The sequence below is a fragment of the Arenibacter latericius DSM 15913 genome, assembly GCF_000424985.1.
GTDB classification, from domain to species: Bacteria; Bacteroidota; Bacteroidia; order Flavobacteriales; family Flavobacteriaceae; genus Arenibacter; species Arenibacter latericius.
This window is the reverse complement of record NZ_KE384286.1, coordinates 60,695-81,472: the sequence shown is the minus strand read 5'-3', so window position 1 is coordinate 81,472 and position 20,778 is coordinate 60,695. Positions and strand designations below refer to the sequence as shown.

Here is a 20,778-nt window from a genome sequence, read left to right as displayed (position 1 = left end):
ATTAATCAATTGTTACATTAAAACATTAGCTCATTTCCAAATCTCAACTATCCTAACATCCAATCTATCAAAAAATACCCCTATCTATTATTTAGGTCAATATATAATGTAAAACATCTAACATATACGAGGTATCTCATCCTAAAATCAGGTTTATTTGTAAATAAAGCTTCTTCAATTAATCCGCACCTTTTTATCGCATTATAGTTATGAACGCTTTTAACCAACTAAAACCGAGATTTACATGAGAACTTATCTTTTAAATGCAGTATGGCTGTTAATATTACTATCCTTTGCCTGTAAAGAAACTCCTAACCAAATAGCTTCAACTGCGACTCAGCCAGTTTATAAGGATGTGCCCTACCTCCAAGACTACAGTGTAAAATATGAAGTCCAAGATGAAGATCTTCATTTATTTTCGGCGCATATGGATAGAAATCTACTGATTCAGATAGCCACCTCTAAAGGTATTATGCGTACTCATGATGGCCAATTCTTATATCCTGGTATTCTTATGGAGGATAAAACCTATAGACCACTTACAGATAAAAATATTACCGCATTGACCCTTTACCAAGATCAGTTTATTTATTTAGATGACAAAGCGGTTCTTAGTAACGCTTGGGCAGGGACACTATATCTTAAACACAACTTACCCAAAGCTAATATACTTGAATCTGGGGCGGACTTTAGCTTTTTAATCAGTGATGGAAAAAATCTACAATATGTTAGCAAAAATGACAAAGGTTGGAATGGAGCACTCGAGAATGATGTAGTGATTAACATTAAATTCAATAGTAATACTGATATCTTCTATATCCTAGGAGAAAAAACGGTAACCGAATTCGACCCTCAAAAACAACAGCTTACAAAAATTATTGAGGGAGAAAATTTCACCTCTTTAGCTATCTTAAACAATAATCTGGTCATTGGAACATTAGATGGTTATCTTGAAGTGGATTTAAACACAGGGAAAAAAATAGGAGAAATTAATAAAAAACTACCTTGGACCGAAATTACCTATTTAGAAAATATTGATGGTAACCTTTGGTTTGGATCTACCAAAGGTGCCTTTATGTTAAAGGACGACGGTAAGTTTAATTACTATTACGGAAAAAGATGGTTACCGGGAAATATGGTTCATCATATCTCAAAAGCAAACGATGGATCCATTCTTATCCTTACCGATGCCGGCCTAGGACAGATTGTTTTTGAGGAAATGACCCTTTTTGACAAAGCACAATATTATGAAAAGCAAGTAAGGCATAGGCATATTCGTTTGGGGTTTAATTCTACTTTGGTTGATCTGGATAATGGAAACATTGATTCTGGGCGACTCTCAGATTCCGATAATGATGGCCTGTGGACCACCATGTATTTAGCCGGACAAGCATTTCGTTATTCTGTAACCAAATCAGAAACGGCCCTGCAAAACTGTATAGAAGCTATGGATGCTATGGAGCGACTTTTCGATATTAATCCGGTGCCAGGATTCCCCTCTCGTTCCTATGAACGAAGTGGGTATATAGAACGCTTAGGAGACCCAGAAAGATGGCAGCATACAGACGACCCAGAATGGGATTGGAAATCTACAACTAGTAGTGATGAGGCTATCGGACATATTTTCGCCTATGGTGTAATGGCAGAGCTAATGGATAACGAGCTGAAAGACCGCGCCATTGTTCTCATAGATACTCTAATGAGCCATATTGTAAAAAACGATATGTATTTGGTAGATTTTGATGGTAAACCTACCACATGGGGAAGATGGAACCCTGAATACGTGAATGCTAGACCAAAGATGGTGGGTGACCGAAAAATAAACGCATCTAATATTATAGGGATGTTACAAACGGCATACCATTTTACCGGTAAGGAAAAATACAAGAATAAAGCCTTTGATCTTATGGAAAATCACGGCTATCTAGACAACCTTATGTGGCCAATGAAAGATGTAGCCATGGCTCCAGAAGATGCTGACGATTGGAGTAAAATGCTATCCGAATCTTGGAACCATTCCGATGACGAGATGTATTTTATAGGCTATTGGGGATTGTATAGATACGCTTTTAACGATAGCCTTAAAACTAAATACAAAGAAGCAATCATAGATCATTGGGAAATTGAAAGACCCGAAAAAGAAGGGGCTTGGAATATTATGACTGCATTAACAGGCACCCAAGAATTTGATTTGGAAGAGGCTGCTTGGTACCTAAGAGAACATCCCATGGACATGGTTACTTGGGATATTATGAATAGCCATAGAAAAGACATCACCTTTATAGAACCCAATTTTAGAGAACAAACCCTTACCGAAGTATTACCTCCAGATGAAAGACGAATTCAACGTCATAATGGTAATATGTTTCGTTTAGACAAGGTAGGAAGTGATGGGAAAGAAGAATACTCTGCAGGAGATATATGGCTCCTACCCTATTGGATGGGACGATATTTGGGCGTAATCAGTGAGCCGGTTAGTAGTGAGAATTAAGAGGTGAGTTTTGTGTCACTCCCTCGGACAGAAATAAGAATAACTGAACTTTTTAAAGTTTAAAACAAAAACACCAACTAAGACTCGAAGTAATATCGTCCATAATAATGATATATTTTTCAAATTCATTTAGAATAAATATACTATTCCCAACAAGGTCTGTATTACTTTTATTACCCCTTATTATAATAGTAACCGGCTGCAAAAAAAAGCACTATATGGAGGAACAACAACTAACGAATGACCTATCCTATAATCATGATTTAGACAACAATGACAATTTCTCTCCAGACGACCAATGGTTGGTATACGATACTAGAACAGAAAAAGGGGGCATTGGAGCTAATGGAAAGATTGAAAAAATAAATATAGAAACAGGAGAAAAGCAAGTCTTATACCAAATAAAACAAAATACCGCCTACGGACCTGGAGTAGGTGCAGTAAGTTATAGCCATATAGAGAACGAAGTTGTCTTTATCCATGGCCTTAATAACGCTACTAAAGATTACCCCTATGAACAATGGCGAAGAACCGGGGTAATCGTAAGGGATAATACTCCAAACCAACCAATATTTATGGATGCTAGGGATATTTCTTATCCCTTTACACCCGGTGCCTTACGTGGAGGAACCCATCGGCACGAATATAGCAAAGACGGACACTGGATCGGATTTACCTATAACGATGCTATTTTAAAGAAAATGGAAGATGAAACGGGCCTCCCCTATAACTTAAGAACTATCGGTGTTTCTAAAAAGGACACTCCTGTATCCGTTTCAAAAACTAATAATGAAGAAAATTTCTCAGGAGAATGGTTTAGCGTATTGGTAGTAACTGTAGTTCCTAACCCTGCTCCTGGAAGCGACCAGATCAGTAGGGCTGCCGGCGATAGTTGGATAGGACCTTCTGGATACCCAAAAAAGAACGGAGCCCTACAACGAGCTAGGGCTTTTATTGGCACCGTTAAAAACAAAAAAGGAGAAAATGTCGATGAAGTATTTGTAGTAGAAATTCCGAATGATATCAGTATTCCTGGAGATGGGCCCTTGGAAGGCACAGCTACCACAATGCCTTCCCCACCCAAAGGGACTAGACAACGTAGACTTACCTTTACTTCGGAAAGTGATTTTCCTGGTTGCGAAGAGATAGTCCGTTCTTCTTTTGATGGAAGTTTGCTAGCTTTTATAGCTAGGGATAATAAAAATATTAAACAGGTTTTTACCATTTCCCCCACTGGAGGATCACCTATACAGCAAACCTTTCATCCCACCGATATTACTGGAGGTATACGCTGGAACCCAACTAATAAAAGTCTAATATATACTTGGAATAATTCACTAATTTATTTGACTATCGGGCAAAAAGAAGGCCAAATGCTAACCGAACCCACGAATAACCCTATTTCAAATCCGGTATGGTCTCATAATGGTAAAATTTTGGCATATAATAAGACCCTCCCCAATGAAGAAGGAATTACAACGAAACAAATATTCTTGATCCACTTTTAAGGTTATATACGTATTACTACAGTTATAATTTGAAGGAGTGTATTTTAGTATACCCCACTAACAATTGATGATGCTCATTAATTAATTACACTTAAAATTGATTTTAAGGAAACCATATCCTTGGTTTTTTTGTATTTCCATATACTTAACGTAAAATTACATTTTGTTAAATAGTTTTTAATTCATTACAAGTGCTCAGGTTTTTCCATGCACTTTAATTCATTTTGAATTAATCAAACCAGGTAAATAAATGTTTAAAGGAGTTTTATATATATTTCTATTCCTAGTACTCGGGGAAGTTATAGTCTACCTGTTTAATCTTCCAATTGCAGGCAACATCATTGGTATGGTCGCCATATTTATTGCTTTAAAATTAAAGATCATTAAGTTAGAGGAGGTTAAACCGGCCTCAGATCAGTTTATAAAATACATGGTATTGTTTTTTGTGCCTTATGGGGTAGGCCTAATGACTTTTTACGATGTGCTTAAAGTTCATTGGATAGCAATTGTTATCAGCACCGTTCTAAGTACAATTCTCACATTATATATAACAGGTATAATTCTTCAAAAATTTGGAAAAAATGAATGAGATTTATCAGCAGCCTCTCTTCGGTATTTTTCTTACCCTAATTGTTTTTCAAACGGCTAAAATAATACGTGGTAAATGGAAATTTGTTCTTTTTAATCCAGTATTACTCTCTGTTATATTCATAATCTGCTTTTTACTTGTTTTTGATATTGATTTTGAAGCGTATAATGTTGGAGGACAATATTTAGGATTTTTACTAGGTCCAACGGTGGTAGCGCTAGGCGTTCTTTTTTATGAAAAATACGAACAGATTAAAGAAAACATCCTGCCTTTTGTATCTGCCGTTGTAGTTGGAGGAACTATGAGTATCATTTCTGTTTGTGGAATCGCTCTATTTTTAGGTGCTACAGAACCCATTATAAGATCTATAGCCCCAAAATCTGTTACTACCCCCATAGCTTTAGAAATCGCAACCACCATTGGAGGAGTCCCCTATATAGCAGCCGGAATAGTTATAGCCGTAGGCATTTTTGGAAATGCTTTTGGCCCTGCTATTTTAAGACTTTTAGGAATTAAAGATAAAAATGCAATTGGTGCAGCCTTAGGGACTGCCGCTCACGGCATAGGTACAGCAAGAGCTCTAGATGAAGGAAAGCTAGCAGGAGCCTATGGCGGATTAGCAATGTGTGTAAATGGGTTGTTAACCGCTATTATTACTCCTTATATAGTTAAGCTGTTTCTTTTATAATAACCCTGAGAAAACTACTCCATCACCTTCCGAGGTATTATTTTTCTTGGCGATAGACAACTGTATGAATGTTCCTATTTCAATAAAAGCAATATGAACTAGATTAGTAATTAGCAGAGGAAGTACAATATGTCTTTATAGCATTTTATCAGATATTAATCAATAAAAAAAGGCCGCATAAATGCGACCTTTAATCTATCCGTATAAGATATATATTATCCTTTAGCCTCAGCTACAACTTCAAATGGGAAGTCTACGATTACCTCTCTGTGTAATCTAATCTGAGCATTGTAAGGTCCTGTTCTTTTAATAACACCACCTGCAATAGATATATATTTCTTATCAATTGAATGTCCTTCCTTTTCCAAAGCTGCTGCCAGGTCAATATTAGAAATCGATCCAAATAATTTATCTCCAGCTCCAGCTTTTGCAGCGATTTTAATATCTAACTGCTTTAAGCTTTCTGCTACTTTATTGGCCTCATCAACCACTTTCTTTTCCTTATGAGCTCTTTGTTTTAAATTTTCCGCCAACACTTTCTTAGCAGAAGGAGTAGCCATGGTAGCCAATCCACGAGGGATAAGGTAATTTCTACCAAATCCGTTCTTAACCGTTACCACGTCATCTTTAAAACCTAAGTTCTGTATATCTTCCTTTAATATAAGTTCCATCGTCCTATTATTTTTATTTTAGTAAATCGCCTACATACGGCATTAAAGCTAAATGACGAGCTCTTTTAACCGCTACAGCCACTTTACGCTGATATTTCAAGGAAGTACCAGTAAGTCTTCTTGGAAGCAATTTACCTTGCTCGTTTACCAACTTCATTAAGAAATCTGGATCTTTATAATCTACATACTTAATCCCAGACTTTTTAAATCTACAATATTTCTTTTGAGTACTAGTCTCTATATTAAGTGGGGTTAGATATCTAATTTCCCCATCTTTTTTACCTTTTGCTTGTTGTTCTATTGATGCCATAATCCTTACGCTTTAGATTTTAACTTTGTTCTTCTTCTCTCTGCCCATGAAACAGCATGCTTGTCTAGTTTTACAGTTAAGAAACGCATAACACGCTCATCTCTTCTAAACTCTAGCTCAAATGGCAATAAAATATCACCTTCAGCAGTGAATTCGAACAAATGGTAAAAACCACTCTTCTTCTTTTGGATTGGATAAGCTAATTTTTTTAGCCCCCAATTTTCTTTGGCTACCATTTTGGCACCTTTGTTAATTAAGAAATCCTCAAATTTCTTAACTGTTTCCTCTACCTGTGTATCAGACAGAACGGGATTTAAAATGAAAACAGTTTCGTAATTGTTCATATTATTAAATTTTTTTAAGTGCGCAAAAATAGTTATTTTTTGTTCCAATTACAAGAAAATCTATAAATCTTCGTTATAGCTAAACAGCAATCGTATTGAACCCGAATTTAAACCTAAACCTAACCACCTAAAACCTTATAACACCGTCATTTATACAGCAATTATAGCAGTTTTCACAATTTTACTTGCAGTTTAACTATATTATTATGTATTTTGTCGATGTTTCAACCCTACAAATCAACCATCTATGAAACTAAGAAGTATAATTGTAGACGATTCGTCTATGCAGCGAATGGCTGTTGTAAAGTTAATTAACAACCATCCTAGCTTAGCTTTGGTAGCTGAATACAGCAATGCTATAGAAGCAAAGAACGGCATAAAAAACAATGATATCGATTTAATTTTCCTTGATGTCGAAATGCCTATTATTACTGGATTTGACTTATTAGAATCTCTAGACAACAGGCCTCAGGTAATCTTAATAACCGGAAAGCCAGATTATGCACTTAAAGCTTTTGAGTACGATGTAACAGATTATTTACACAAGCCAATTACTTTAGCTCGCTTTGATGCTGCAGTTAAAAGAGCTTTAACCAAATACGAGCAAATTAATAAAGTCGTAGAAGACGAAGAACACATTTTTGTAAAGAGCAACCTAAAAAAACGCAAAGTTATCCTTAACGATATAAAATGGATAGAAGCGTTAGGAGACTATATTAAATTAGTTACAGACGAGGCCAACATTGTTATTCTATCTACTATGAAATCTTTTGAAAAACAACTTCCGGAAGACAAGTTTCTAAGAATTCATAAATCTTATATTGTGAATTTAGAAAGAATAGAGAAGTTTAATAGTAAAAACGTAGAAGTTGATGGAAAACAAATACCTCTAAGCAGAAATAAGAAAACAGAATTGGCTGAGGCGCTAAATAACTTTTAAATAGCTAGAATCAGCCTAAATATATTAGGGATCTGACTTAAAAAGATCCCTTATTTAGTTAACTATCTCTGGGCAAGCCCAAAAGACATTAAAAGAAACGAAACGTATTGCTTTCAAGGCCCGCTTAAAAGATTGGTGCAAGCCAGCCTCGGAGCATTCAAATCTCGAATATCGAGTAAACTATATGTGATCTACATTATAGATTACGCGGACCCCCCTATAATAAGAAATAGCGTTAAAGGACTTCTCTATCCTCCTAATACTATTTTTTGTTTGCACTAGGGATTGATTTTTTCCTATCTTCAATAGAACATTTTTAAGGTATTGATTCCTTATCCTAGCTACAGGAGGGTATTCTGGTCCCAACACCATTTTTCCAAAACCAAGCCTTAAGGACTTTGAAAACCAATCCGCAGCTTCATTCAATTTATTATAGTCCTTATGCTTAAAGGTGATTTTAATAATCCTATTACCTGGAGGATACTTAAACTGTTCTCGTTCATAGAGTTGCTCATTAACCATTTCTTCGTAATCATGAGTAGTTACCTGCTGCAATATTCTATGATCTGGATCATAACTCTGAATAATTACCTTTCCTCGTTTCTGCGTACGCCCTGCTCTACCAGCCACTTGGGTTAACAACTGAAAACTTCTTTCGTGGGCCCTGTAGTCTGGAAAATTCAATAAGGTATCTGCATTCATAATCCCTACCAAACTCACATTCCTAAAATCGAGCCCCTTTGTCAACATCTGCGTTCCAACCAGAATATCAATTTCTTGTTGCTCAAAAGCCGAAATTATCTTTTCATAGCCATACTTCCCTCTTGTGGTGTCTAAATCCATACGTCCTACCTTTGATTTAGGGAAAAGTGATTGCAGCTCTTTTTCTACCTGCTCCGTACCAAAACCCTTTGTATCTAAAGTGCTACTTCCACAAGCCTGGCAATTGGTTTGAATTGCTATATAATGACTACAATAATGACAACGTAGTTGTTTACGCAATTGATGATAGGTTAAACTCACATCGCAATTAGGACATTGCGGTGTATGGCCACAGGTAGTACATTCTAATATAGGTGCGTAGCCCCTTCGATTTTGAAAAAGAATTACCTGCTCCCCATTCTCAAGGGTATTGGTAATTTCTTCTATTAGCCGCTCCGAAAAATGCCCCTTCATTCGTTTTTTACGGGTTTGCTCACGAATATTCACCAACTCCATCTCGGGCATTAGCACATTACCGTAGCGCCTTTTTATCTGAGCATAGCCATATTTTGCTGTCTTTACATTATAGAAGCTCTCTATACTGGGAGTTGCCGAACCTAAGAGCACATTACATCCATGAAGACTCCCCAAAACAATAGCCGCATCTCTTGCATGGTACCTAGGTGCCGGATCATATTGTTTAAAGGAACTCTCGTGTTCCTCATCCACAATAATGAGCCCTAAATCCTGAAAAGGAAGAAAAATAGCAGACCGTGCCCCTATTACAACTTTGGCCTTTGTTTCCTTATTTAATACATTATTCCATACCTCTACCCGTTCTTGAACATTATATTTGGAATGATAGACCGCTACCTTTTCTCCAAAATAAGCTTGTAGTCTCGAAATTAATTGTGTGGTTAATGCAATTTCTGGCAAGAGGTAGAGAGCTTGCTTCCCTTCTTTAATAACCTCCTCAATCAATTTCACATATACTTCGGTTTTCCCCGAAGAGGTAACCCCATGTAGTAGGGTTACTTTCCCCAATGCAAAGGATTTATTTATATCTTCCAATGCATTTTGCTGATATTCATTAAGGGATTTTAATGCTTCATACTCATCTCCACCCTCAAAAACTACCCGATCTGTTCGGATAAAATGCTCTTCAAGAATGCCTTTATCAATAAGCGTTTTAACAATTGCCGTAGAACTATTGGCAGATTTTGTTAAATCATTAACCTTTATCGGTTTTTTAGTTACCGCTTGTAATTGAAATAACGAAAGCACTACATCCCGCTGTTTTGGTGCTCTAGATAAAGTATCTAACAATGCTTCTAAACTCTCCTCAGTGTTATAATCTTTGCCTAATTGCACATACCTCACCAGTTTTGGCTTATATTGCTCATAGACTTCCTCTTTAATAAAAATGATACTCTTCTCTAGCAGCCTGTCTAAAATAGGGATCACATTCTTCTTCTCAAGAATTTCACTAATTTCCCTAACTCTAAGGATTGATTGGTATTGCAAAGCCTCAAAAACCAAAAACTCATCATCCTTTAAGTCAGACTCATCTATTATCGCCTTTTCATTCCTAAGAATCAAAGTTTCGCTTTCTAGCAACAGAGCACTAGGAACCGCAGCACGGAAAACCTCCCCTACTGTACACATATAGTAGTGTGCTAACCAATCCCAAAATTGCATCTGTGTGGGAGTAACTAATGGATCTTCATCTAAAATTTGATCTATTTCCTTAGCCTCATAAACGGTAGGTGCCGTTTGGTGTACATGAACAACAAGAGCGGTATATATCTTAGATTTACCAAACGGAACAGCTACCCTCATTCCGGGTTTTAATAGCCGTGCTTCCTCCTCTGAGATACTATAGGTGAATTCCTTTTCTAGCGGAATAGGTAAAATAACATTAACAAAATAAGGCATTCCTATAAGATTTTATCCCTCTGCGCGTATCCATGTTTGGGTTCGATATATAAATGCTAAATAGCCCCTTACCTTTAATTCGTTAGGATTATCAGGGTTAAGCCATATTTTACATCTAAAAGTCATCGCTTGTTCTGGATCAAATAATGTTTTTCCTTTCCATACTCCACTTCCGCCAGACTCCAATCCTTCAATAATCTTCATCCCTAAGATGGGTTGATTTTTTTTCTCCCCTTCACATTTATCACAAACAGCCTCTTCCTTCCCTGGTTCTAAAATCTTTACCACCTTACCGTGCATCATTCCGTCTTTCTCATAAATATTAATAATAGCTTTCGGATTTCCTGTTCTGTCATCTATAGTCTTCCATTTCCCAAAAACACTCTGTGCTTCCGAGGGAATATATAACAACATACAAATTACCCCTACTATCCACTTATTTCTTATTCCCATGTACTCTATATTTTTTTCGCAATGAATTTAACGAGGCATTCAACTCGAATCCTAGCAGCAATATGATCGAATTTAACCAAATAAAAACCAATAATATCAATAGTCCGCTTAAAGCTCCATATAATTCATTATAACGGGCAAACTTTTCCACATATACTCCAAAAAAATAGGAGGTTAGTATAAAAAGCAATGTAGTCATTAATGCTCCTGCAGAAAAAAATTTGGCCTGCTTACCCTCTTTAGTTCCAAAATAATACAAGGTGGCTGTTATAAAATAAAAGAGAAGCCCTAAAAACACAAACTTCCCCCATCTTACCAAAGCGAAATCTTTCTCATCTACATTTAACGCATTTTCACCATGTATAATTTCATTAAGCCCACCAAGTATATAAGCCTCAAAATACACAAATACTACGGCCCCCACCAAAAGAAGGACAGACAAGAACAACCCAACTGTTAAAGCCGTAACATATTGCCTTACAACACTTCTATTTGGACTTTCGTGATAAGAGGTCTCAAAGCCTCCAAAAATTGCATTTACCCCATTGGCCATCAAAAAAATAGAGGTGATAAATGCTATCGCTGAAGAGAGGACATCCCCTCTTTCTTGAGATTTAATCTGCAAATATATCTCACTAAAATAATCCCCCGTAGCTGTTGGAAGGAATGATTCTAAAAACTCTAAAAATTCTGCATCAAAGTTAGAGTTTTCCAGTGCTATATAGGGAATAATAAAGGGAAGTAACGTTAGCAGAAAGATTAACAGCGGAAATAAAGCTAGGAATAAACTAAAGGCTATTGAGCTGGCCCTAGTAGAGACAGCCCCCTTAATAATCCCTAACACATACATTTCTATAAGATCGTAGGACGACAAGCCTTCAAAACCTGGCAACTTAATTTTCTTCAGCAATCTTATTGCCAAATTAAGAATAGGTATGCTCTCTAGCTTTTCCTCAATCTCTGCAGACATTTATATAGCTTTAAGGCTCAAATCCATATTGTAGACTGAGTGAGTTAATGCTCCAGAAGAAATATAATTCACACCACATGCTGCGTACTTGGCAATAGTATCCTCATTAATCCCTCCTGAAGACTCTGTTAAACAGGTATCTCCAATCAGCTTTACCGCCTTTCTAGTATCTTCTAAGCTAAAATTATCTAATAGAATTCGGTAGACTCCTTTACTCTCCAATATTTCCTCCACCTCAGTTAGATTCCTAGCTTCTACAATTATTTTAAGATCTTTATTATTGTCGGCTAAATATTTATGCGTCTTTTCAATCGCTTTGGTAATTCCTCCCGCAAAATCGATATGATTATCCTTTAGCATAATCATATCATAAAGAGCAAACCTATGGTTCTCCCCACCTCCTATTTTTACTGCCCATTTCTCTAAAGCCCTTATTCCTGGGGTAGTTTTCCTAGTATCTAATATTGTAGTCTCAGTTCCTTTCAGCAGACCCGTGAAATAATTCGCTTTGGTAGCAATAGCACTCATTCTTTGCATAGCATTAAGAACAAGACGTTCTGCCTTAAGGATACTCTGCGAACTCCCAGAAACCTTAAATACCACATCTCCATACTCAATTTGTTCCCCGTCCTTAATAAGCACCTCTACCTCCAAAGTATTGTCTATATATTGAAAAACCAATTGCGCAAATTCTACTCCAGCGATAATCCCTTTATCCTTTACTAATAGTTTTGCTTTTCCCTGTGCAGAAGAGGGTATACAGGCCAAAGAGCTATGATCTCCATCACCCACATCTTCTCGCACAGCATTTTTAATTATTAGATCTAATTCGGCTCTAAATTGTTCTTCTGAAATCATACCACAACTATTTTCACGCTAATTTAGTAAAATGTTTGGGTTGTAAATAGTTTATTCCCTCTAAAGACTCCCCCAATTTATTGTCCTTTTTTATCATCCGAATTAAATTTAACTACTTATTACCTGATTCTCATCACCTCATAACAATCTAAGATCAGTTCTATATTTTTAATTTTTTCTATGGGAAATAAAATTAGCAACTTACTTTTGCCTCATGACCATAAAGCTACTTGTACTAGGAAAAACGGACAGCACCCCTTTAATCCAATTAATTGAGGAATATCAAAAACGATTAAAACACTATGTACGGTTTGAATTGGATATTGTTCCCGATATAAAAAACACCAAAAATCTTTCTGAAAAACAACAAAAAGAAAAGGAAGGGGAAGCAATTATAAACAGGTTAAACCCTACAGACGTCCTGATCCTATTAGACGAAAGAGGAAAACAAAACACCTCCGTAGAATTCTCTCAATATTTACAAAAGAAAATGAATTCTGGAATAAAGCAGTTAGTTTTAGTTATTGGTGGACCATATGGATTTAGTGATGCTGTATATCAAAAATCACAAGGGTCGCTTAGCTTATCAAAAATGACGTTCTCCCATCAAATGGTACGTTTATTTGTGATAGAACAACTTTATAGAGCCTTTACCATTCTAAAAAACGAACCTTATCATCATCAATAAACCTCTCTTTTTAGTCTTAAAAAGGATCAAACAAAAATTACTCCTTAATTGCTAAAACAATTAAAAACCCCAGGGAAGTTTGTTCTAAACCAAAAATTAGGCTGTACAAACTTCCCAGGGGTTTTATAATGTATTCGGTATAGTTTCTTAGCCACACCCTTATAAAACGTCTAGTATAACACTCTAAATTTTATAGTGTTATCTATCTTTTTCAAGGCTTTAATAACGTCTTTGTTATACTTTTTATCTAAATCTGTTATCACATAACCCAACTCACTGTCTGTTGAAAGGTACTGACCAGAAATATTCATATTAAAACGTGCCAAAACCTCATTAATCTTTGCCATTACTCCTGGCACATTTTTATGGATGTGCAGAAAGCGATGACCATTCTTTTGTTTTGGAAGCCTAATATTCGGGAAATTAACAGCATCTACCGTATTTCCAGAATTTATATAGTCCATTATTTTATTAGGAACAAAATCGGCAATATCTCTTTGCGCCTCTTCGGTACTACCTCCAATATGCGGTGTTAAGATAACATTCTGCAACCCTTTAAGTTCAGTTAAGAATTCTCCGTTACTTCTTGGCTCTTCCGGGAAAACATCTATAGCTGCACCAGCTATTTTGCCGCTTTTTAATGCCGCTGCTAATGCTGCGATATCTACAACAAAACCTCTAGACAGGTTTACAAGGTGCGCCCCATCCTTCATTTGGTTGATCTCTCGCTCCCCTATAAAATTATGATTAGCCTTATTATCATCTATATGCAAGGTAACTACATCCGAGATGTTTAAGAGCTCTTCCAAGGAGTTACATTTGGTAGCATTTCCTAAAGCCAATTGATCTGCAACATCATAATAATAAACACGCATACCTAGAGCTTCTGCCAAAACAGACAGTTGCTTCCCAATATTTCCGTATCCTACTATTCCCAAATTCTTGCTTCTTACTTCTTTAGAGTTCGCAGCAGTTTTATTCCACTTCCCAGAATGTATTTCCGTACTACGAGGGAATATACTTCTCATCAACATAATAATCTCTCCAATGGCAAGCTCTACCACCGATCTAGTATTACTATAAGGAGCGTTAAATACAGCCACCCCCCTTTTTTTGCACGCCTCTAAGTCTATCTGAGTAGTCCCAATACAAAAAGCGCCGACTACCATTAATTTTTCAGCAGCTTCCAAAACTTTCTCAGTTACTTGGGTCTTAGAACGAATTCCTAGTACATGAACATCTTTAATTTTTTCAATAAGCTCTTCCTCAGTTAAGCTATGCGTTAATAGTTCTACAGAAAACCCTTCCTCAGAAAGGGTGTCAAAAGCATTGGAATGAACGTTTTCTAATAATAGAATTTTAATTCTATTTTTTGGGTAGGATACTTTTCTTGGCAACTTATTCACAAATAAAAATTCATCTAAATTAGGGGTAATATAATCTGCATTTTTTGCAGCTTTTTCTCTATGCACGTTTTCGGTATAAGCGAAAAATTTATCCGCAATACCTGCTTCCCGCATTACATAATCACTATAACCATCACCTATAACCTGAACCTCTCCTTGAAGTCCTAGGTTTTTTAGGCACTCTATTTTTCCATTGTGTGAAGACAATACATTATCCTCATCAAAACCAATTATATTTCCGTCTTCATCAAATTTAAAAGTGTTTGCATACACCCTATCTGCAGGAATATTGTACGCCGCTACTATAGGGTCTATAAACTCTTTAAATCCGGCAGAAATCACATAGATATCATCAGAATAGGTCTCAAAAAACTCTTTATTGGATTCTATTGATTTGGAAATTTTATGGCGTAATAAATCAACCAATTCCACCAAATCATCTTTATGGGCATTCAGCAACTTAATGCGCTTTTCCAAGGATTCCGTAAACGAGATATCGCCATCTATTCCTAAATTGGTGATTTTCTGAATCTCCTCTATTATCTCATCCTTATCACTTCTACCTTTTAGTGTGATTTCGGCCAAAACATCCAAGCCTTCTACCCTTGTGAGTGTACTGTCAAAATCGAACACATATTTTCTGCTCTCTACAACCATATTAGCGTGAAAAAAAATTAAGCTATAAAAGTATGAATAATTATCGTTAGACACCTTAAACTCCACAGAAAACTAAGTCAACAACTTGTTTTCTAACAGAAAAATAAGAAATCAACTATTATCACCCATCAATTTTGTCAAATCGATAAATATCATCTTGCAATAAAAGCCACAAACATAGCACCCTTCATTATACTCACCATACAATTAATGAAAATTTGTCCTAGAATTTCAGGCTATTTTAAAACCCAATTTAAGACTCATCACAATTAAAGAAAATGCCTTATTCTTAAGTCATAGGTTATTATCATAGAACACAACCCTAACTTACATATAGCAAGCCCGTAATAATGGCTAATCCAAAACTCAACAAAGTTCCAATCAATATATACTCTGTAAGCTTACGTGAATTACTTTCTTTAAGGTCATTAAATCTAAAAACCGACTTAGCGGTTATTAGCAATCCTATTGCCTCCCAACGCCCCAAAATAATAAAGACTAGCACAAACAAACGCTCTATAATCCCTATATATTTTCCGGCATTAGGTAGGGATTTATGATCAATTTCTATTCTATCCGACATGCCTTCTAAAAGCTTAGCCATGATAATTGACGAAGGAAACCCTACAAATACAACGGCGGTTACCAAAGCCCAGTCAATCCCTTTAATCAAACCTAGCGTAAACTCCATTAAATTACCATAGTAAGCACAACTATATAGCACTAAAACGTGTAATAGCTGATCGATAAAAAAAGGAATGGCCTTGTTTTTAAAATAAGGGTCAACATACAACTTAGCAAGATCTATAAAATAATGAGATACAGCTATCACTACAGCTAATCTCCAGAGATTTAAATCCCACAACAATAACATAACAAGTCCAAAATGAACCAAAGTGTGAAGATACAAGTAGATAGAACTAATCTTATTCGCCGCTTTATGAACTACCCATCGGGTAGACTGTATCATAAAATCACCTATAAGATGGGCCAATATTAACTTAGTAAACAAAATCATAGCTGTATTTCTTTGATTATTGATTCATAAAACTGCAACAAATCCTCCACCAAATCCATTCTTGCACGGTTTAAACGCTGACTCACCGCTGATTGTTTAATCCCCAAACGATTGGCCATCTCTTGTTGCGATTCTTCTGGATACTCCAAAGTTAATTGCACTATTTCTGCAGAAACTACAGACCAACTATCCATAAAATCTAACGCCAATCGCAACATTAAGTTTAGAGCCTTGTCTTCTTTAGCACTCCCTGTTACTACTGCAAGGTTCAATTTTTGTTCCTTTAGCGTTTCAAAAATTCTTCCAGAACGTTGGTGCGCCTCACCATTAGACTGACTTACACTATCTGCTAAATATGTCACCTTGCCTAGACCTATTCCCATCCTAACATCTAATGGCTTTATCTGCTTAATAATAGCCTTTATGTGCACAGCCATTCGCAATGCGTTTTCTGGCGATGTTTTTATTTGAAACTCATCTCCCCTATAAATCTCCCAATCGCTAGGAGGCTCACCTATATTTATCAAATACGCCTTTAAAGTCTCCATCCAATCGGATGATTGATCTGCCTGAGAGTTAATTATATCCCCTGTAATAATCGCTATCATATTAATAAGCTAAAACGCTAATATAATAAATAATAAGCTAAAACACTAATAAATCAATGTATAAGCAAAAAGACTTATAACCATTGGGGGATGCAACTATTCCTGAATAGCACTTCCACTAAAACTACAATCTTTGATATCTACTAAAGTGATAAAAACCCCAGGCATTCCATAGCCTTAAAACCAACGTCTCACCTTTACACAGTATTTTTGAAATTCTTTGGGAAATTTTTTAAACAGTGCTTCTTCTTCTGGAATAATCTGAAAAGCATTCATATAATAAACAAAACCCGCAGCCAACAAAGTATTAAAAGCGTTCCCTAAGTACAACCCCCATCCTAATAAAAGAAGCAACAATGCCAAATACATGGGATTTCTAGAATATTCATACAATCCTCCCGTTACAAGCATGGTTGTCTTTGAAGGCGCAGACGGATTTATTGTGGTCTTAGCCTTAAAAAACTGAACTAGAGAAACAATACCGATTAAGCCAGACATTGAGAATAAAAAAAGCATTAAATACTTCCTTCCAAAAAAATCGAAATATCCAACAGGTAAATATTCTGCCAATATGAACATTAATCCAGCAAATAATACCACAACAAGTAATGGCGGAATTTTTAATTTCATACCTTAAAAAAATAAAACTTCAATAAAATTACTACATTTGAATCTACCAAAGTAATTTATAATAGCTTACCCTACAACAATAAAAAAATAATTGGAATGCAATTGGTATTTGCCACAAATAATCGCAACAAATTACAAGAAGTTCAAAAGTTATTTCCACCTGATATAAAACTACTATCCTTGGAGGACATTGGCTGCCACGAAGAAATAGAAGAAACAGAACCTACTTTAGAGGGAAATGCTATCCTAAAAGCAAATTACATAACAAAGCATTATGGGTATTCCTGTTTTGCGGACGACACAGGCCTATTAGTAGATGCGTTAAACGGCGAACCAGGAGTGCATTCTGCTAGATATGCTGGCAATCAGAAAAACACGGAGGACAATATTAATAAGTTATTGACCAATCTAAAGGGTGAGTTGAACCGATCTGCACATTTTAAAACCGTAATTGCTCTAAATCATAATAAAGAACAGTTCCTTTTCCAAGGCATTGTAACAGGTACGCTAACTACGGAAAGAAAAGGCGAAAAAGGTTTTGGCTACGACCCTATATTTATCCCAGATGGGTACGATAAAACCTTTGCAGAAATCCCAATGGATATTAAGAACAAAATAAGTCACAGAGCTAAGGCCACACAACAGTTACTAGCATTTTTTAAATAAATTATCCCTAACCTAATACTCCCCCCCAATCTAACAATGAAAATAAACAGATATTTTAAAAGCAAGGAAACATTAGGGGGCATCTTAATTGCAGCTTTTGCCGCCTTATTAGCCACTACAGAGCTAATCAATAGCTATTTAGAAGAACAAACCATTATTTCACAAAATCAACAGGTAAGTTATTCTAATTGGTATCAGGCTAAAAGCATCAAGCAAAATCTAAAGGAAAGCGAATTAGACTTTCTAAAAACCATTATGGAAATAGGGATTGCACCTCCAGAGAAACACCAAAACCTCAAAAACATAATGGCCCATACCAAATCTATGGTTATGAAATATGAGGCAGAAAAAACAGAACTACTTGTAGGGTCCTCAAATATCCCACGCCAATATTGGGCACAAGATTTAGATGGGGAGATGGGAAAAATTGTAGGTGTTAAGGAATGGATAACTAGAGCCCAAAAATATGAAGGAGCCTCACAAAAAATGGACCTAGCCAAACTACTCTTCCAGATTTGCATAGTACTTTGTGCCGTCTGTATTGTAATCCGAGATAACAAAAAAATACAGTCTAATTTTATTTTTTTATCCATATTCTTTGGGGCGCTCGGCTTAGCATCTGCGGTATATGGATGCCTTATCTCTTTATAAAAAATTAGCAACCATTCTGAAACAAATTATTATAATTTAAAAATAAACACTACCTTTGCCGCTTCAATTAACGCCGCTGGTATAGCATGTGTTGTAGTGAGTCTTAATAGGTTATAGAAAATAATCGCTCCCATCAACATACATATTTGCGATTATTTAATAACATATTATGACAAAATTTGAAGCATTAGGGCTAGATCAGTCCCTATTAAATGCTATTTCAGATCTTGGATTTGAAAGTCCATCTGAAGTACAAGAAAAAGCAATCCCAATTTTATTAGAAAGCGAAACGGATTTAGTAGCCCTTGCCCAAACAGGTACAGGAAAGACTGCTGCATTCGGTTTTCCTTTAATTCAAAAAATAGACCGCGCAAGCAGGACCACTCAAGGTTTAATCCTTTCTCCTACTCGTGAACTTTGTTTACAGATTACCAATGAAATGGTACATTATTCCAAATATGAAAAAGGATTAAATGTAGTAGCCATTTATGGAGGGGCAAGCATAACAGATCAGGCCAGACAAATAAAAAGAGGAGCTCAAATAATAGTAGCTACTCCTGGTAGAATGAAAGATATGATAAACCGAGGTTTGGTAGATATTTCCAAAATCGATTATTGTATCTTGGATGAAGCTGATGAGATGTTGAACATGGGATTTTTTGAGGATATTAAAGATATTCTTTCTAATACCCCTAAAGAAAAATCTACTTGGTTATTTTCAGCTACCATGCCAAAAGAGGTATCTATTATAGCTAAGAAGTTTATGAACAACCCTCAGGAAATTACTGTGGGAGCAAAAAATTCTGGTACCAATAACGTACAGCACGAATATTACGTGGTGGGCGGTAGAGATAGATATCCTGCCTTAAAAAGGTTAGCCGATACCAATCCTGATATCTTCTCAGTTATCTTCTGTAGAACTAAAAGAGATACTCAAAAAGTAGCTGAAAAACTAATCGAAGACGGATACAATGCAGGTGCATTACACGGAGATTTAAGTCAAAACCAAAGGGATTTGGTAATGAACTCCTTCCGTAAAAGACAGATACAAATGTTAGTAGCAACTGATGTTGCTGCTAGAGGAATAGATGTTGATGACATTACACACGTTATTAACTACCAATTACCTGATGAAATTGAAACCTACACCCACAGAAGTGGCCGTACAGGAAGAGCAGGTAAGACCGGAGTTTCTATGGTTATTATTACAAGAAGTGAACTTCGTAAAATTAAAGCCATTGAAAACAAGATAAAGCAATCATTTATTGCTAAAACTATTCCAACCGGAATGGAAATCTGTGAGATTCAGCTTTATCATTTAGCGAACAAAATAAAAGATACTGAAATTAATAAGGAAGTAGACAACTACTTACCTGCTATTAATGAGGTTTTAGAGGGAATAGATCGCGAAGAGCTAATCAAAAAAATTGTCTCTGTAGAATTTACACGCTTCTTTAATTATTACAACAAAGCCAAAGACTTAAACATATCTTCTCCAAGAGATAAGGACGTTATAGGATCTAACAATACACTTAACAATGGCAATGTAAGATACTTTATAAATGTTGGAGAAAAAGACGGCTATGATTGGATGTCCTTAAAAGATTTTATTAGAGATACCGTGAATCTTGGACAGGATGATATCTTTAAAGTAGATGTTAAGGAAAGTTTCTCTTTCTTTAACACTGATGCTGCAGCTACAGAAGAAATATTAAAAACCTTTACCGATTTCAAGGTAGACGGAAGGTTCGTTAATGTTGAAGTTTCCAAAAACCCAGGTGGAGATGGTGGCGGAAGACGTGGTCGCGGCGGAAGGCGCGATAGTAAAAAAAGTGGATTCGGAGGAAGAAACGGTAGTGGAAGAGATTTCCGAAATAATGATAGAAGCAGAAGTAGAAGAAGTGACCGAGGCCCTGCCAAAGGAAACTCTTCTAGTAGCTCCGGTAAAAGAAGGACTCAGAGAAAAAGTGACTCCTATTAGTTAATTGTATACTA

At 36.0% G+C, this 20,778-nt stretch carries 20 protein-coding genes; 9 read left to right on the top strand and 11 right to left on the bottom strand.

Annotated elements, in window-relative coordinates; translation table 11 throughout:
- Positions 1-244: 244 nt before the first annotated feature.
- The 4 genes from H344_RS0117780 (at position 245) to H344_RS0117765 (ending at position 5,276) form a co-directional block, all read left to right on the top strand.
- Positions 245-2,491: a hypothetical protein gene (locus H344_RS0117780; protein ID WP_026811504.1), complete on the top strand. Its 2,247-nt coding sequence runs from the start codon at positions 245-247 to the stop codon at positions 2,489-2,491.
- A 218-nt stretch (positions 2,492-2,709) separates the two neighbouring features.
- The gene (locus H344_RS0117775) at positions 2,710-3,999 is read left to right on the top strand and encodes a DUF3748 domain-containing protein (RefSeq protein ID WP_051254388.1); all 1,290 of its coding nucleotides are present in this window, start codon (positions 2,710-2,712) and stop codon (positions 3,997-3,999) included.
- A 250-nt stretch (positions 4,000-4,249) separates the two neighbouring features.
- Positions 4,250-4,588, top strand: coding sequence for a CidA/LrgA family protein (locus H344_RS0117770; protein WP_026811502.1), 339 nt, complete (start codon positions 4,250-4,252; stop codon positions 4,586-4,588).
- A complete protein-coding gene (locus tag H344_RS0117765; RefSeq protein ID WP_026811501.1) occupies positions 4,581-5,276 on the top strand; it encodes an LrgB family protein in 696 nt (231 codons plus the stop codon). Before H344_RS0117770 ends, H344_RS0117765 begins: the two co-directional genes overlap by 8 nt.
- Before the next feature lie 215 nt (positions 5,277-5,491).
- Here the strand turns inward: H344_RS0117765 and rplI are convergent, their stop codons facing one another.
- Genes rplI through rpsF form a run of 3 tightly spaced genes read right to left on the bottom strand, consistent with a single transcriptional unit; the run spans position 5,492 to position 6,601 of the window.
- A complete protein-coding gene (gene rplI, locus H344_RS0117760) occupies positions 5,492-5,947 on the bottom strand; it encodes a 50S ribosomal protein L9 (protein ID WP_026811500.1) in 456 nt (151 codons plus the stop codon).
- Positions 5,948-5,960: 13 nt separating this feature from the next.
- Positions 5,961-6,260 carry a 30S ribosomal protein S18 gene (gene rpsR / locus H344_RS0117755; protein WP_176328511.1) on the bottom strand — a complete coding sequence of 100 codons (300 nt, stop codon included), beginning with the start codon at positions 6,258-6,260 and terminating at the stop codon, positions 5,961-5,963.
- A 2-nt stretch (positions 6,261-6,262) separates the two neighbouring features.
- Positions 6,263-6,601 (bottom strand): 30S ribosomal protein S6, encoded by a 339-nt coding sequence (gene rpsF, locus H344_RS0117750; protein WP_026811498.1) that lies wholly within the window; start codon positions 6,599-6,601, stop codon positions 6,263-6,265.
- A gap of 247 nt (positions 6,602-6,848) precedes the next feature.
- Between rpsF and H344_RS0117745 the strand changes: the two genes are divergently transcribed.
- Positions 6,849-7,541 (top strand): LytR/AlgR family response regulator transcription factor, encoded by a 693-nt coding sequence (locus H344_RS0117745; RefSeq protein WP_026811497.1) that lies wholly within the window; start codon positions 6,849-6,851, stop codon positions 7,539-7,541.
- 180 nt (positions 7,542-7,721) lie between these two features.
- On the opposite strand, the gene priA is transcribed toward H344_RS0117745, so the two are convergent.
- The 4 genes from priA to nadC are packed head-to-tail and all read right to left on the bottom strand — an operon-like array spanning position 7,722 to position 12,459.
- On the bottom strand, positions 7,722-10,178 hold the full coding sequence (gene priA, locus H344_RS0117740; protein ID WP_026811496.1) for a replication restart helicase PriA: 2,457 nt from the start codon (positions 10,176-10,178) through the stop codon (positions 7,722-7,724).
- A 12-nt stretch (positions 10,179-10,190) separates the two neighbouring features.
- Complete coding sequence (locus H344_RS0117735; protein WP_026811495.1) at positions 10,191-10,631, bottom strand: DUF2147 domain-containing protein; 441 nt, start codon at positions 10,629-10,631, stop codon at positions 10,191-10,193.
- The gene (locus tag H344_RS0117730; protein WP_026811494.1) at positions 10,615-11,601 is read right to left on the bottom strand and encodes a YihY/virulence factor BrkB family protein; all 987 of its coding nucleotides are present in this window, start codon (positions 11,599-11,601) and stop codon (positions 10,615-10,617) included. The genes H344_RS0117735 and H344_RS0117730 overlap by 17 nt, the downstream gene beginning before the upstream one ends.
- On the bottom strand, positions 11,602-12,459 hold the full coding sequence (gene nadC, locus H344_RS0117725) for a carboxylating nicotinate-nucleotide diphosphorylase (RefSeq protein ID WP_026811493.1): 858 nt from the start codon (positions 12,457-12,459) through the stop codon (positions 11,602-11,604).
- Between the two features lie 214 nt (positions 12,460-12,673).
- Between nadC and rlmH the strand changes: the two genes are divergently transcribed.
- Entirely contained in the window at positions 12,674-13,147 is a 474-nt protein-coding gene (rlmH, locus tag H344_RS0117720; RefSeq protein ID WP_026811492.1) for a 23S rRNA (pseudouridine(1915)-N(3))-methyltransferase RlmH, read from the top strand.
- A gap of 170 nt (positions 13,148-13,317) precedes the next feature.
- On the opposite strand, the gene serA is transcribed toward rlmH, so the two are convergent.
- The 4 genes from serA to H344_RS0117700 all read right to left on the bottom strand — a co-directional run bounded on the left by serA (position 13,318) and on the right by H344_RS0117700 (position 17,466).
- Positions 13,318-15,210: a phosphoglycerate dehydrogenase gene (serA, locus tag H344_RS0117715; RefSeq protein WP_026811491.1), complete on the bottom strand. Its 1,893-nt coding sequence runs from the start codon at positions 15,208-15,210 to the stop codon at positions 13,318-13,320.
- 322 nt (positions 15,211-15,532) lie between these two features.
- Positions 15,533-16,228 carry a DUF3307 domain-containing protein gene (locus tag H344_RS0117710; protein ID WP_026811490.1) on the bottom strand — a complete coding sequence of 232 codons (696 nt, stop codon included), beginning with the start codon at positions 16,226-16,228 and terminating at the stop codon, positions 15,533-15,535.
- Positions 16,225-16,836, bottom strand: coding sequence for a SatD family protein (locus tag H344_RS0117705; protein ID WP_026811489.1), 612 nt, complete (start codon positions 16,834-16,836; stop codon positions 16,225-16,227). Before H344_RS0117705 ends, H344_RS0117710 begins: the two co-directional genes overlap by 4 nt.
- 177 nt (positions 16,837-17,013) lie before the next feature.
- Positions 17,014-17,466, bottom strand: coding sequence for a methyltransferase family protein (locus H344_RS0117700; RefSeq protein WP_026811488.1), 453 nt, complete (start codon positions 17,464-17,466; stop codon positions 17,014-17,016).
- Between the two features lie 96 nt (positions 17,467-17,562).
- Between H344_RS0117700 and H344_RS0117695 the strand changes: the two genes are divergently transcribed.
- From H344_RS0117695 to H344_RS0117685, 3 genes are all read left to right on the top strand, one after another.
- Entirely contained in the window at positions 17,563-18,132 is a 570-nt protein-coding gene (locus H344_RS0117695; RefSeq protein ID WP_026811487.1) for a non-canonical purine NTP diphosphatase, read from the top strand.
- 36 nt (positions 18,133-18,168) lie between these two features.
- Positions 18,169-18,783 (top strand): DUF4337 family protein, encoded by a 615-nt coding sequence (locus H344_RS0117690; protein ID WP_034256968.1) that lies wholly within the window; start codon positions 18,169-18,171, stop codon positions 18,781-18,783.
- A gap of 169 nt (positions 18,784-18,952) precedes the next feature.
- Entirely contained in the window at positions 18,953-20,764 is a 1,812-nt protein-coding gene (locus tag H344_RS0117685; protein WP_026811485.1) for a DEAD/DEAH box helicase, read from the top strand.
- Positions 20,765-20,778: the final 14 nt, after the last annotated feature.